General features: G+C 45.7%; 9 protein-coding genes. 3 read left to right on the top strand and 6 right to left on the bottom strand.

From position 1 onward, the window contains the following. Nucleotides 1–3: 3 nt before the first annotated feature. The 3 genes from AAA943_RS12680 to AAA943_RS12670 all read right to left on the bottom strand — a co-directional run bounded on the left by AAA943_RS12680 (nt 4) and on the right by AAA943_RS12670 (nt 4,340). Nucleotides 4–243 (bottom strand): hypothetical protein, encoded by a 240-nt coding sequence (locus AAA943_RS12680; protein ID WP_338224628.1) that lies wholly within the window; start codon nt 241–243, stop codon nt 4–6. After that, nucleotides 243–662 carry an OsmC family protein gene (locus AAA943_RS12675; RefSeq protein WP_338224627.1) on the bottom strand — a complete coding sequence of 140 codons (420 nt, stop codon included), beginning with the start codon at nt 660–662 and terminating at the stop codon, nt 243–245. The genes AAA943_RS12680 and AAA943_RS12675 overlap by 1 nt, the downstream gene beginning before the upstream one ends. A gap of 300 nt (nt 663–962) precedes the next feature. Continuing rightward, nucleotides 963–4,340 (bottom strand): methylmalonyl-CoA mutase family protein, encoded by a 3,378-nt coding sequence (locus tag AAA943_RS12670; RefSeq protein WP_338224626.1) that lies wholly within the window; start codon nt 4,338–4,340, stop codon nt 963–965. A 257-nt stretch (nt 4,341–4,597) separates the two neighbouring features. On the opposite strand from AAA943_RS12670, the gene AAA943_RS12665 reads away from it, so the two are divergent. Together AAA943_RS12665 and AAA943_RS12660 are read left to right on the top strand one after the other, a co-directional pair. After that, nucleotides 4,598–5,941 carry a sugar porter family MFS transporter gene (locus AAA943_RS12665; RefSeq protein ID WP_338224625.1) on the top strand — a complete coding sequence of 448 codons (1,344 nt, stop codon included), beginning with the start codon at nt 4,598–4,600 and terminating at the stop codon, nt 5,939–5,941. After that, the gene (locus tag AAA943_RS12660; RefSeq protein ID WP_338224624.1) at nt 5,934–6,812 is read left to right on the top strand and encodes a carbohydrate kinase family protein; all 879 of its coding nucleotides are present in this window, start codon (nt 5,934–5,936) and stop codon (nt 6,810–6,812) included. The genes AAA943_RS12665 and AAA943_RS12660 overlap by 8 nt, the downstream gene beginning before the upstream one ends. A gap of 4 nt (nt 6,813–6,816) precedes the next feature. Here the strand turns inward: AAA943_RS12660 and AAA943_RS12655 are convergent, their stop codons facing one another. Beyond that, nucleotides 6,817–7,284, bottom strand: coding sequence for a SixA phosphatase family protein (locus AAA943_RS12655; protein ID WP_338224623.1), 468 nt, complete (start codon nt 7,282–7,284; stop codon nt 6,817–6,819). 156 nt (nt 7,285–7,440) lie between these two features. Here AAA943_RS12655 and topA point away from each other — a divergent pair, with 156 nt between their 5' ends. Beyond that, complete coding sequence (gene topA / locus AAA943_RS12650) at nt 7,441–9,768, top strand: type I DNA topoisomerase (RefSeq protein WP_338224622.1); 2,328 nt, start codon at nt 7,441–7,443, stop codon at nt 9,766–9,768. A gap of 1,006 nt (nt 9,769–10,774) precedes the next feature. On the opposite strand, the gene AAA943_RS12645 is transcribed toward topA, so the two are convergent. Then, nucleotides 10,775–13,108, bottom strand: a complete 2,334-nt coding sequence (locus AAA943_RS12645; RefSeq protein ID WP_338224621.1) for an OmpA family protein — start codon at nt 13,106–13,108, stop codon at nt 10,775–10,777. A gap of 4 nt (nt 13,109–13,112) precedes the next feature. Then, nucleotides 13,113–14,282, bottom strand: coding sequence for a hypothetical protein (locus AAA943_RS12640; RefSeq protein WP_338224620.1), 1,170 nt, complete (start codon nt 14,280–14,282; stop codon nt 13,113–13,115). Nucleotides 14,283–14,285: the final 3 nt, after the last annotated feature.

Here is a 14,285-nt window from a genome sequence, read left to right as displayed (position 1 = left end):
AAATTATAAATTTTCCACTTGGGCACGAAAGGTTTTTCCCATTTCTTCAAATCTTTGAACCACTAAGTCGAAAAAGGTACCCTTCCAAAAAGCCTCCAAATCGGACTCATCCAGAACATCCATTTCACTCAACTTGAAAGTCTGCTCAAGTGGCCCCAACTCAAATTTGATCAGATACTTATTATTCCAGGAGAAAACGCTGACTCTAACCTCTTCCTTCAAAAATTCCTTGACTACCCTCATTATTGCCTCCTGACTTCAGATGTGAAAGTAATTGTGGATTTGAGTGAAGAAGCCACAGAGCAGTATTTTTCTACCGATAACGCGATCACTTTGGCAAACTCTTCCTCTGTGGCGTTGGGAGAAACAATCACAAATTTCAATTCAATATCTGTGAAAAAAGCAGGCACCCCCTCATTTCTGATTCCCTCTACCTCGACAAAGAAATCGACGATTTCTCTGCGCTTCTTTTTCATCATCAATACGGCATCCACAGAAGCACAGCCTCCCAAGGCTGATAGCAGCAAATCCATGGGGGATTGAGCATGCTTATGCTCAGGATCATACATATCGATATTGACCAAGTTTCCCTGAGGATTACGGGATTCATATTCCAAGTCCGCCTTCATACGGACGGTGACGTTACGTTTGTTTCCAGCCATTTTTATTTACGATTTACGACATTTTCGATGTCGGAATTTTGATTTCGGAATTTTGATTTCGGATTTCGGATTTTGTAGAAATTTTAAATCCCAAATTCTATTTTTTAAAGTTTAAAAGGTAATTCCTGCTTTCGAAAAAGCGGGATAACCCTTGTTTAGTTTTGCTGTTTGTTGTGCTGCTTCTTCAGAAGTAGCACTCGAACAATATTCTAGCGTCTTCTGCCTAACGTCTTGTATCTAGACTCTTGTTTCTTAATTCAGCCCTTTTTCTAATTTCAGACTTCAGCCTTCTGCATTGAATTACATATTCCTTCGATACTGACCACCTACTTCATACAAAGCATTGGTAATCTGCCCCAAGGAACAATACTTTGCCGCTTCCATGAGCTTTTCAAAGACATTCTCATTTTGGACTGCGGCCTTTTTGAGTCCGGATAGTTGCTCTTTTTCCTTGCCTGAATAGGCCTGATGAAGATTGTTCAAGGTTTGAATCTGAGCTTCTTTTTCTTCCAAAGTGGCACGGATTACCTCTCCCGGGATAATCGTCGGAGAGCCCTCACTAGAAAGGAAAGTATTGACGCCGATAATGGGATATTCACCGGTATGCTTTAGCATTTCATAGTGCAAACTTTCTTCCTGGATTTTGCCCCGTTGATACATGGTCTCCATCGCTCCCAAAACCCCTCCTCGCTCAGTGATGCGATCAAATTCCAAATACACAGCCTCCTCGACCAAATCGGTCAATTCTTCAATGATGAAAGAACCCTGAAGCGGGTTTTCATTTTTGGCCAGACCCAATTCCTTATTGATAATCAATTGGATAGCCATCGCACGGCGAACCGATGCTTCAGTAGGCGTTGTAATCGCTTCGTCGTAGGCATTGGTGTGCAGGGAGTTGCAGTTGTCATAAATCGCATACAATGCCTGGAGCGTAGTCCGGATATCATTGAAATCAATTTCCTGCGCGTGAAGTGATCTACCTGAAGTCTGAATATGGTATTTCAGCATCTGAGAACGCTCATTGGCACCATACTTAAGTTTCATGGCTTTTGCCCAGATTCTTCTTGCCACCCTGCCGATCACTGCATACTCAGGATCGATTCCGTTGGAAAAAAAGAAGGAAAGGTTGGGAGCGAAATCATTGATATTCATTCCTCTGGATACATAATACTCCACATACGTGAACCCATTGGAAAGAGTCAATGCCAATTGGGTGATCGGATTCGCTCCTGCCTCGGCAATATGGTAGCCTGAAATGGAAACGGAATAGAAATTCCTGACCCTGTTTTCAATAAAATATTGCTGCACATCTCCCATCAATCGAAGTGAAAACTCCGTGGAGAAAATACAGGTATTTTGTGCCTGATCTTCTTTGAGAATATCCGCTTGGACGGTTCCTCTTACTTTGGAAAGGGTGTCTGCCTTGATCTTTTGGTAAACATCCGCAGGCAATACCTGATCTCCGGTCACACCCAAAAGCATCAATCCCAGCCCATCATTTCCTTCCGGGATCGGGGCATTGTACTCAGGTCTTGGAAGGCCTTTCTCATTATAAATCGCTTCAATTTTAGATTCAACTTCGGCTTCGAGTCCATTGGCTTTGATATAGACTTCGCACTGCTGATCAATGGCTGCATTCATAAAAAAGGCTGTCATCGTAGCTGCAGGTCCATTGATCGTCATGGAAACTGAAGTCATAGGGTCAACCAGATTAAATCCGGAGTATAACTTCTTGGCATCGTCCAGGCAGCAGATATTTACCCCGGAGTTCCCGATTTTCCCATAGATATCCGGACGGTAATCCGGATCCTCTCCATACAAGGTCACCGAATCAAAAGCGGTAGAAAGACGCTTGGCAGGCATATCCTTGGACACATAGTGAAAGCGCTTGTTGGTTCGCTCTGGACCGCCCTCACCTGCAAACATCCGTGTTGGGTCTTCTCCCTCTCTTTTGAAAGGAAATACGCCGGAAGTGTAGGGAAACTGACCGGGAACATTTTCTCTCAAGCCCCATTTGAGTAATTCTCCCCAAGCTTCATATTTCGGAAGAGCAACCTTAGGAATTCTGGAATTGGAAAGGGAAGTGCTGTAGGTTTTTACTTTCAACTCCTTGTCACGGACTTTAAACACATAGAAATCATCCGAATACCGGGCCGATTCTGTCGCCCAATCTTCCAACCATTTTTTGTTTTTGGGATCCAGATTAAGCTCGACTTGAGCATAGACCTCCTGCAGTTCCTTCAGAAGGCGGTCCTGATCCCCAACTTTAGCCTTACGAATAGCCTCCATGGACTTTTGTATGGAATAGAGTTGCTGAGCAATTTCTTTTTGCTCCTCTACCCACTTGTCGTAGTTGCGGTTTACTTCCGTGATTTCGCTGAGGTACCGGGTGCGCGCAGGCGGGATGATGTAAATCTTCTCAGATGTACCCGCTGTGAGTTCAAATGTGCTTTCCCAACCCGGGAATTTATCATTGACCTTGCCTATGATTGCCCGATACAGCTGATTCATTCCGGGATCATTGAATTGGGAGGCAATCGTGCCAAAAACTGGAATGTCCTCATCGGCAGTTTCCCAAAGGTTATGATTGCGCTTGTATTGCTTTTTCACATCCCTGATAGCGTCCAAAGCTCCCCGCTTATCAAACTTGTTGAGGGCGATCACGTCAGCAAAGTCCAGCATATCGATCTTTTCCAATTGGGAAGCCGCTCCATATTCAGGAGTCATCACATAGAGGGAAAGATCAGAATGCTCGATAATCTCCGTATCGGACTGTCCTATCCCGGAGGTTTCCAAGATGATTAGGTCAAACCCAGCAGCCTTTACCGTATCTACTGCATCCTGAACGTACTTGGAAAGAGCCAAATTGGACTGCCTCGTAGCCAAAGAGCGCATAAACACCCGGGGATGGTGGATAGAATTCATTCGGATTCGATCGCCCAAGAGTGCTCCACCGGTTTTCCTTTTTGAAGGATCCACAGAGATGATCGCCATGGTCTTGTCCTCAAAGTCAAGGATAAATCGTCGTACCAATTCATCTACCAGAGAGGATTTACCCGCTCCACCCGTTCCGGTTATTCCCAATACAGGTGTATTTTTTGCTTGGCTTTCTTTTCTCACCTGCTCCAGCAGTCCTGTAGAACTCTCAGGGAAGTTTTCAAAGGCAGAGATGGCTCTTGCCACACTTCCTTTGATCTCTTTATTCAGCTCAAAATCCTTTGCCAACTTATCCCCAATAGGAAAATCGCACTTCTGAACCAAATCATTGATCATACCCTGCAAACCCATGGCCCTTCCGTCATCGGGAGAATAGATGCGGGTAATACCATAGCCATGCAGTTCTTTAATTTCCTCAGGAAGGATGGTTCCTCCTCCCCCACCAAAAATCTGAATGTGTCCAGCTCCTTTTTCTCGTAACAGATCATACATGTACTTGAAAAATTCTACGTGACCTCCCTGATAGGAAGTGATGGCTATGGCCTGTACATCTTCCTGAATGGCACAATCAACGATTTCCTGCACAGAGCGATTATGTCCAAGGTGAATCACCTCGCAGCCTGTGGATTGGATGATTCTCCGCATAATATTGATCGCTGCATCATGCCCATCAAAGAGCGATGCTGCGGTCACTATCCGGATGTGATTTTTGGGTTTGTAAATCTCAGTTGGTAAAGTCATGATTTTGGGTTTCTATTCGGAATAGACAGTATTTAGGGCAAAAAACAGATCAGTTTCTGCGCCTGCGAATATAAGGATTTTCACTCATGCAGGATTTTCCGGATATGTAAAAACAGAATTTTATTTGGTTTTGAAGAAAAATTTTATCCTAGGAAATCGATTGATTTTTCCGGATGAGGACCAGAACCGTCCAAACCTGTTTTGAAATAGAAACCTTCTCCTTAGTTTAGTAAGGCATTCCACCCAAAACATAGCCTATGTCATCCAAAAACTACGCTTTTTTTGTCTCCATCACGGCCGCGTTAGGCGGCTTTTTATTTGGCTTTGATACCGCAGTCATCTCGGGAGCTGAGCGGGATATTCAGGAAGTCTGGCAGCTTAGTGATTGGATACATGGCCTGGCCATTGCCTCTGCACTCTACGGCACAGTGATCGGGGCGTTGTTTGGGGGTATTCCGGCTGACCGAATGGGCAGGAAAAAGAGCTTGCTTTGGATTGGTCTTTTCTACTTCATTTCTGCTTTGGGTTCTGCTATTGCTTGGGACATCACTTCCTTTACCCTTTTTCGATTCTTGGGTGGTTTGGGCGTAGGGGCTTCCTCCGTGGTAGCTCCGATGTACATTTCTGAGATAGCTCCAGCCAAAAACAGAGGTTTGCTGGTTGCGCTTTATCAGTTCAACATTGTATTTGGAATCGTCATGGCCTATGTGTCCAATTACCTGATCGGAACGGCCGGATTGGCAGAGGACTGGAGATGGATGCTGGGTGTGGAAGCGATTCCCGCCTTGATCTATAGCTTGATGATTTTCAGTATTCCGGAAAGCCCGAGATGGTTGATTGCCAAGTTCAACGATCAGATCAAAGCGAGAGAAATCCTCACCCGTACAGACCCGGAAGGTGTAGATGAAGCGATCAGACTGGCAATTGCCGAAGAAAAAAACATAAGGCAAAAGGCTGGTTTCGGTGCTTTGTTCAGTCCCAGATTCTTTTCCAGCACCTTACTGGCCGTTTTGATCGCCTTTTTCAACCAAGTATCCGGCATCAACGCCATCATCTACTTTGCTCCGAGAATCTTTGAGATGGCCGGTATTTCCACCGAAAATGCCCTGATCTCTACTATAGGAATCGGCTTGACCAATCTCTTTGCCACCTTCTTGGGACTGTATCTCATTGACCGACTAGGTAGGAAAAAGCTCATGTATATCGGCTCCTTTGGCTACATCATTTCTCTAAGCTTGATGGCCTATAATTTTCTCGGTCCGGGAATTCCTTCTTTCTGGCTTCCGATTTTTGTTTTTGGGTTTATCGCATCTCACGCTGTAGGACAGGGATCGGTCATTTGGGTATTCATCTCAGAGATGTTTCCGAATGAGCTAAGAGCCTCCGGTCAGTCATTGGGCTCGTTTACCCATTGGATTTTGGCAGCGGTCATCGCCAATGTTTTCCCCTTCTTTGCCAACAGGTTTGGACCGGGGTATATATTCGCTTTCTTCTGCGGGATGATGATTCTTCAATTGCTTTGGGTTTGGCTGAAAATGCCTGAGACCAAAGGAAGATCTCTGGAAGAAATTCAACAAGACTTACAAAAAAACCATGTCTAATTGCGTCGTAGTTTTCGGAGAAATGCTTTGGGACTGCCTGCCTTCCGGTCCAGTAGCTGGAGGAGCTCCCATGAATGTTGCACTTAATTTGCACCAGTTGGGCATGGATGTCCGGCTGATTTCAGCCGTGGGCGAGGACGAAGACGGAGATCGTCTCTTGGAATTTCTCGGCTCTTTCGGACTTCCTCTGGATTTTATCCAAATCAAAAAAAACCACCCCACCTCCAAGGTACTGGTAGACGACTTTGATCCAGAAAATATCAAATACAACATCCTTACCCATGTGGCCTGGGACTACCTGGAGTGGTCAGAGCAGCTAAGCCAGGCAGTAGAAAAGGCCGATGCATTTGTTTTTGGAACTTTAGGAGTTAGAAATCCCGAAAGTCTAAAAACACTACTCAAGCTGCTCCATCATAAGACTTTACGGGTTTTTGATGCCAATCTTCGTCCTCCATTTTATGATTTTGAGGTGATTGAGACCCTTTTGGGTTTTGCGGATATTTTGAAAATCAATGAGGATGAACTGGAGATTTTTGCAGACTATTTCAAAACAGAACCGACGATCTCCGGACTTTGTGAATACTTGGATCAGCATTTCCCCATCGACCTCATCTGCGTTACCCGTGGATCCAAAGGAGCTGTCATTTACCAAAAAGGAAAAATCATTGAGCATCCGGGATATCAGGTGAAATTTCAGGATTCCATCGGAGCCGGAGATGCTTTTTTGAGTGGTTTTGTAAAAAAATATCTGGAGAAATCCACTCCCGAGGAAACTTTGGACTTTGCCTGCAAACTCGGCGGATTCGTTGCTACTCAAAAAGGTGGAACTCCGAAATACACCGAAGAGGAAGTCCTTCGGACAATAAAGTAATTGGCTATTGCAAAACCTCCTTTAGCGTTGCGGTATGCATTCCAATATGGTACCAATCGGATATCTCTAGCTCCAATATTCCCATCATTCCGGGACTCAAGCCCCTGTAATCACCGTCCGAAAGATGGGCCATCAGCAAACTGATCGTGGGATTGTGACCTACAAGAAGGCAGGTTTGGACCTCAGCAGGTGTGTTTTCAAGCAAATTGACCAACACTTCCAAGGAGGCTGAATAGATTTCCTTCTCATAGATTTCCTCATGTATCGGAAGGTATGCCTTAATGATTTCCGCCGTTTCCCGGGTTCGAGTGGCAGAAGAACAGTACATTCTGTCTATGGTCAAGCCTTTGGATTGGAGCAGAATACCAAGACGATGCAGATTTTCTTTTCCCCTTTGAGTCAGCTGACGCTGAAAATCTATCCCATCAGAAAATCCCGCTTCACCATGACGTAAAAGAATTAATTGCTTCATATTAAATTCGGTTTTCCTTAAAAATCAGTGAATTCAAGTCACAAATATCCAACCAAAACGGATCCCTTGGGATTTATAATATTTGGAGGAGAAATAAAGGCCTTCTATTTTTAGCCCCTGATGACCGATCTCTCGGTATCTTAAATTTAGCTTTTTATGTCAAAAAATCTTGTAATCGTCGAGTCTCCCGCCAAAGCCAAAACCATTGAAGGCTATCTGGGCAAAGACTTTAAGGTAGTCTCCAGCTATGGACATGTCCGGGACCTGCCAAAAGGAGACAAAGCGATCGATATCAAAAACCGATTTAAACCTACCTACGAGGTCACAGCAGATAAAAAAGAGGTAATCAAGAACCTTAAAAATCTGGCCAAAGACGCAGAAATGGTCTACCTCGCAAGTGACGATGACCGGGAGGGAGAGGCTATTTCCTGGCATCTCAAAGAAGTCTTGAAGCTAGAAGAAGACCGAACCAAACGGATTGTTTTTCGGGAGATCACCAAAAACGCCATCTCCAAAGCCATAGAAAACCCAAGAGGTATTGACTATGACCTCGTCAATGCACAGCAGGCCCGCCGAATCCTCGACCGATTGGTGGGGTTTGAGCTTTCTCCTATCCTTTGGAAAAAAATCAAAACCGGTCTCTCAGCCGGTCGGGTGCAGTCAGTCGCAGTTCGCCTGATTGTGGAAAGGGAGCGGGAAATCGAAGCCCACCAAGCTAAATCCTCCTTCCGAATCACTGCGATTTTTGAAGTAGAAGGAAAAACATTCCAAGCCGAACTGCCAAAGAAATTTGAGACAAAAGCAGAGGCTGAGGAGTTTCTGAAAAACTGTCTTCAGGCTGAATTCTCCGTTGCCAATCTAGAGAAGAAGCCAGCCAAAAAATCTCCTGCTGCTCCATTTACCACTTCCACCCTTCAGCAGGAAGCGTCCAGAAAGTTGTACTTTTCTGTGGCACAAACCATGTCAGTAGCCCAAAAGCTTTACGAGGCGGGGAAAATCACTTACATGCGAACCGACAGCACCAACCTCTCTCAGGAGGCATTGTCAGGCGCCAAAAATGCGATTGAATCCGCTTTTGGGTCTTCCTACCACAAATCCAGGCTGTATTCCACCAAAAGCGAAAGTGCTCAGGAAGCTCACGAAGCCATTCGCCCCACAGACTTTTCTCAAAGTCAGGTTGCTGGGGACCGAAACGAACAGCGGCTTTACGAACTGATCTGGAAAAGAGCCATCGCCTCGCAAATGGCGGATGCCGAACTTGAACGAACCACTATCACAATCGGTATCTCCAACTCCCAGCTCAATTTGGTAGCCAATGGAGAAGTGATCAAATTCGATGGATTTCTGAAGGTATATCTGGAAGACACAGACGACGAACCGGAAGAGGAAGATGCAGGTGACAAGTCTTTGCTTCCTCCTTTGAGCATTGGTCAAGATCTAAAGCTGAGGGAAATGAAAGGCCGGGAGTCCTTTACCCGGGCTGCGCCGAGATATACAGAAGCTTCCCTGGTCAAAAAACTGGAAGAGTTGGGCATAGGCCGTCCATCTACCTACGCACCGACCATTTCCACAATTCAAAAGAGAGACTATGTCGTAAAAGAATCACGGGACGGTACGCCGAGGAATTATGTGGAGATGATCATTTCCGGAGGAAACTTCAAAGAGGCTACCAAAACCGAAAATACAGGAGCCGAGAAAAACAAACTCTTCCCCACCAATATCGCCATGGTAGTCAATGACTTCCTCGTTGAGCATTTTCCCAATGTGATCGATTTCAACTTCACTGCGAAGGTGGAAAAGGAGTTTGATGAGATTGCAGCCGGGGGACAGGATTGGCAGGATATGATTGATGGGTTTTATGGGAAGTTTCACCACAGCGTGGAAGAGACCGAGCAAGTCTCCCGTCAGGATGTCAATACCAGTCGCCTGATCGGTAAGCATCCAGAAAGCGGTAAAAATGTCTATGCCCGTTTGGGTCGTTTTGGTCCACTCGTGCAGATCGGAGAAAATGAGGATGAGGACAAGCAGTTTGCAAGTCTGAAAAAAGGGCAATTTATCGAAAATGTATCCATGGATGATGCCCTCGAGCTCTTCAAACTTCCTAGAGAGGTTGGCTATTTCGAAGACAAGAAGATGACCGCTGCCATTGGAAGATTCGGCCCTTACATCCGGCACGACAACGCCTTTTTCTCCCTCAAAAAAGAACAGGATCCCCTATCCATCACTGAGGAAGAAGCCATCGAACTGATCCAAGCCAAGCGGGAAGCAGATGCCAACAAACACATCAAAACCTTTGATGAAAATCCGGATATCCAAGTGCTCAACGGAAGATGGGGACCTTACATCAAGTTTGGCAAGAACAACTACAAGATCCCGAAGGGCAAAGAAGCCGAAAAGCTTACCTATGCGGAGACGATAGAGATTATCGAAGCCCAACCCGATGCAGGAAAGAAAAAAGGCAGGTTTGCCTCCAAGAAAAAATAAATGCAAAAAGAGCGGCCCAAATTGAGTCGCTCTCTTTTTTGAATTTATAATCTGATTATCCGCAATCCTGCCAGTTACCGAATTTTATATGGTTTCACCTCGACTTCGCTCGGTGACCGTTTGTTTTCTAGGTTGGGGAGGGGAGAAAAAAGGGGCGCGGCCCTTTTTTCTCCCCTCCCATAATTACTCCAAATCTGGAGGCCGAGCCCGGTTACTGAGCTTGTCGAAGTGTCGAGGCCATTTTGATCTACTGGTATCATTGCAGATAATCATAATTTATAAAATTGAAAACTGAATCCCGACTGGTTCAAGCCCGCCTGGAGGACGGACAGGTCTCCTGACCTGCCCGATGCAGGCGGGACTGTCCGATGCAGGCGGGCCTGCCCGACGCAGGCGGGCCTGCCCGACGCAGGCGGGCTTGGACCTCCATGCAACTCCTACCAAGCCACACCAGAGGGACCCAGGCTGAAAGCCTGATTTATGATAGCCCGGAGCGGATAAGCTCCGGGGTAAGGTAATTGATCCACATAGATTATGAGGTCTGTAAGACCGAATTTGTTAATCATTTTTGATTTTTAAGTCCGGGCCTTCAGGCCTAACTGAGATCATGAGGGCCGCAAAACCCAGCCCTGGCGGACTGGGTTGGTATAAATCGGCCTTACAGGCCTGACTGATGATCAATTGGTTCAAGGAATGGGCTCAAGCCGAATTCCTATTCATATGTCAATTTTATTTGAATTATGTTACCTCCTGCTTCAGCTGGAGGCTGAAATAAAGAGAAAAAAATTTGATGGGCTTTAGCCCAATTGGTTCAAGCCCGCCTGGAGGACGGACAGGTCTCCTGAACTGCCCGATGCAGGCGGGCCTGTCCGATGCAGGCGGGCCTGTCCGATGCAGGCGGGCTTGGACCAATCAAATCCAAATCGAAAGACATGACTAACCTAAAAAAAAACAAAAAGAGCGGCCCATCCTTCCTGAGCCGCTCTCATGTTGAATTAATCATCCATCAATCTGATTCATGAAGCCGAACTTCCACTTTTCTATCCTGATCCACCGAACCTTTGCTTGTTCCTCTCAATATCAGTCCACCCACATCGGTCAGGATTTTTGATTCAGGGATTCCTTGGGAAATCAGGTAGGCCTTGACTGAATCCACTCTTTTCTTGGAGATTTGAAGATTGTAAGAGACCGAACCGGTGTTGTCTGCAAAGCCAACTAATTCAACCTTCATCTCGGGATCCCTATCTAAGATCCCTTTGATCTGATTCAATTTGGCCTTTTCAGTCTCTGAAACATCCGCCTGATTTACTCCAAAGTAAATTTCCACCTTGCTGGAGTTCAAAAGCACGACTTTTTCATTGACCACTGTATCCCTAACCACCGACTCATTGGCAGTCGGTCGGTTGGCCAATTCGGTCTGCAAACTGTCAATCAACAAAGAATCCTGAAGAATTTGAGCCCTGAAGAGGGAATCCTGTTTTGCCTGTGCTGCATCTTCCTTCTTATCTCCACTGTTGTTGATGGCTGAAGTTGCAGCTGCAGTCCCTCCCACAAGCAAGGCGTCCTTCAGCAATTCATTGTTTTTCTTTTCCAGCTTTTCCTGCTTTTTTCTGTTTTTCTCCAGCTTCTTGGCTGTTTTGTCGTCCATTGCTTCGGTATTCACCTGGATTTCCTGAGCTTCTGGCTGAACTGGTTCATACTCCCTCTGCTCCGGGATTTTTGAGGCAAAGGCCATTATCATGGCAGAATCTCTTTTAGCCTGCGCCTGAAGCATTTCAGAGCGGAACTTATCCATTTCCTCCTCAAATTCATCCCGGGTCATATTGCCATCGACCGATCTTGCACTAGCCGAGGATTTTGTAGTAGTGCTATCCAGATAGAGCTGCGTTTGTCCAGAACCCGAATACATGATTCTGCTTACCTGACCAGGATAAATCAACAATTCCCTGGACAAAGCAGCACTGTCCAAGACTTGGGTTTGCCCCTGCCTTTGAATAGCCCTTAGAGAATCCATTTTGAACTGAATCTGAGAATCCAGGGAATTCAGGCTGGTCATTTTTCCCATTTCGGTAGACCGGCTATTTTCCAAACCACTAATCCGAGTGGCCGTAACTTCCTGGGATACCAAAGTATCTCTTCTTGCCATTGCGATGGTTTCATCGTACTCCTGAAGTGCTTGCTGCGAGCGAAGAATTTCAGCTTGTAGTCTTTCCCTCTCCCTTCCCAAAGAATCCTGCAAACTGACCAGTTGGGCCATACTCGCAGAATCCAAGGCTGTACTGTCTTTCCATGCTTGATTGGCTGTCCAAGAAGGTAACTGAATCACCGTAAAATAATTGTTGGTTACTCCGGAAGCTTTGATCGTCTGAGCTGAATCGGACTCCGCCATTTGCTGTTTTGAAAGCGCTGAAGGCACAAACGTGTAGCGCTGACTGACCACCGGAGGAACAAAGGATTCTTTTCTCGCCCCCAGGCTGAATTTCACTCCGATTCCATGATAGATATACCAATCTCCTCGGCGGTTTTCCAGACCCCGATTATCACCGGGCCCGGCTACATTGGTTCCCGGCTTGGCCGCATATTCCTGAAAATCGCTGACATAGGAAGACCTATAGACTCCTGAGACGTCATCCAAATAATCCGTAGCCGCCCGTTTGAAATCCGATTGAGCAAAGATCTCTATTCCCTCCGCTACTCTAAACCGAAACCCTAGGCCGAGATGGGCATACAGGGTGCCTTTTTTATACCCACCATCCAACTCTGTCTCCAACTCCCTAAGGCTCGTCTCGAATGTCCCGTCGGGAATCACTTCAGGATCTGTGTAGTCGTATGGGTTTCCATCCGCATCCAACAGGTCTCCAAAAACATTGAAGGTCTGATAGCCTAAACCTAAAACAAAATAGGGAGCGAAAAAGGAGTTTCCAGATAAGATTCGGTTGTTATCGGGTTTGAAAACAAAGGAAAGGCCTGCGTCATACAAATTGGTCTGAAAATTCAAGGCCCGATCAAAGTTCTGACCTTCAAGGAAAAGCGTTCCGTCGTTTTGGACAAATCGATCCCCGGATCCAAACTGATAACTACCCGCCGTCAGCATCAATCCCACAGAATTTCCAAGGGCATATTCTGCAGAAATCTGGTAGGAAAGATTCTCAGAATAGTGCGTATACCGCTTATAGAGCTTGGTAAACTGGTCAAAGTTATTGATCCCCAAGGGTCGGATATCCCCAAAATAATTGGTAGTCCCTGCACTGGCTCCAAACCTCCATTTGTACCCATATTGCTGTGAAAATGCCGGATAAAGACAAGTAAGGGCAAGCAAAACTGTAAAAAACTTTTTCATCTGCTTATCTTTTATTTCCTAAGCCCAACCAAATTCTAAACTCCGCACTGATCCCAACAAAAGGATGAAAAGACTGCGATTGAGAACCATCCAATCTCTCGGTAGTAAGGAAGGTACCGCCAGCATTGAGCCTGAAAAACCGGAAGAAATTATACCCTAATCCCACATACACAGGGCGGTCCAATAAGGGTCCGGTAATTCTTTCTCCCCGTGAATTTTCTATGTTCCCGGAGATAAATGCCCCTGTGCTTAGGGATACGTTGCTCATGAATCGGGCAAAGGTCCTATTGCCAAGAGGAAAGGAAAGTCCGACGTAAGGGCTGTGCACAAACTCCTGCTGAGGGAGGTTTTTGGAAAGAGAAATCGCACCGTAACCCGCGTTGATCAAGATGGAATTTGGCTTCTTTTCGCTGGGATAGTTTTGAAAAGATTTTTCTCCCACTCTGACTAGCATATTGGTGGTCAAAAACTGATCGATTTCTGCAGTGGCAATCGCGAGCAATTCATCCAAGTATTGCCTGGCATAGACCGCCCGAGCATTGTCTCCTTCAGCCACTCCGGTGGCATTGTACTTGGCTTTTCCCATTTTGAGCTTTTTCCTTTGCTCGAGTTTATTTCTGGTTAAATCTGAAAAACCCGGAAACTGCACTCCATTCGGGGTTTCAAAATAATAAGCACCCCGCTCCACAATGATCCCCATATTACTCAAAACCTGCTCATCGGAATCCTCAAATTGAATCCCGCCTTTCTTCACTATGGTAATCGTGTTGAGATAGGTACTGATATTGGTGGCAATCAGGTCCCTCAACTCTTTCACTTCATTCACTCCAGCCTTTTGGTAAAATCCAAAATCCATATGATAATCTTCATTGGACCGGAGCTCATCCTCGACAAAAAGCTGAAAATCAAGCTTTTTGTAACCGAAAGGCGGAGTCCAAAAATAAGTCTTCCCTGATTTATCCGACTTTTTGGAAGGATAAATGGACACTTTGACCATCTCTATCTGCTCAGGAATAGCTCCTCGGATATAGAATTTCTCTTCCGAAGGTAATGGTTTCCCGCCGTTGACTTTATTCTGAATCAGATCCAAACTAATCGTGGTGAGGGATTCCTGTCCAAGAGAAACCCTCCCGACCATACTGCAGAATAAAAGGAGTAGTAGTGTTTTTCTCATACT

It is taken from the genome of Algoriphagus confluentis, from assembly GCF_036245625.1.
In the GTDB taxonomy this organism is placed as follows: Bacteria; Bacteroidota; Bacteroidia; order Cytophagales; family Cyclobacteriaceae; genus Algoriphagus; species Algoriphagus confluentis.
The sequence above is the reverse complement of the archived record's forward strand: the minus strand, read 5'-3'. Positions and strand labels throughout refer to the sequence as shown.

Coding starts and splice junctions, on each gene's coding strand:
- AAA943_RS12680 (WP_338224628.1), bottom strand. CDS start 243: ATGAGGGTAGTCAAGGAATTTTTGAAGGAAGAGGTTAGAGTCAGCGTT.
- AAA943_RS12675 (WP_338224627.1), bottom strand. CDS start 662: ATGGCTGGAAACAAACGTAACGTCACCGTCCGTATGAAGGCGGACTTG.
- AAA943_RS12670 (WP_338224626.1), bottom strand. CDS start 4,340: ATGACTTTACCAACTGAGATTTACAAACCCAAAAATCACATCCGGATA.
- AAA943_RS12665 (WP_338224625.1), top strand. CDS start 4,598: ATGTCATCCAAAAACTACGCTTTTTTTGTCTCCATCACGGCCGCGTTA.
- AAA943_RS12660 (WP_338224624.1), top strand. CDS start 5,934: ATGTCTAATTGCGTCGTAGTTTTCGGAGAAATGCTTTGGGACTGCCTG.
- AAA943_RS12655 (WP_338224623.1), bottom strand. CDS start 7,284: ATGAAGCAATTAATTCTTTTACGTCATGGTGAAGCGGGATTTTCTGAT.
- topA (WP_338224622.1), top strand. CDS start 7,441: ATGTCAAAAAATCTTGTAATCGTCGAGTCTCCCGCCAAAGCCAAAACC.
- AAA943_RS12645 (WP_338224621.1), bottom strand. CDS start 13,108: ATGAAAAAGTTTTTTACAGTTTTGCTTGCCCTTACTTGTCTTTATCCG.
- AAA943_RS12640 (WP_338224620.1), bottom strand. CDS start 14,282: ATGAGAAAAACACTACTACTCCTTTTATTCTGCAGTATGGTCGGGAGG.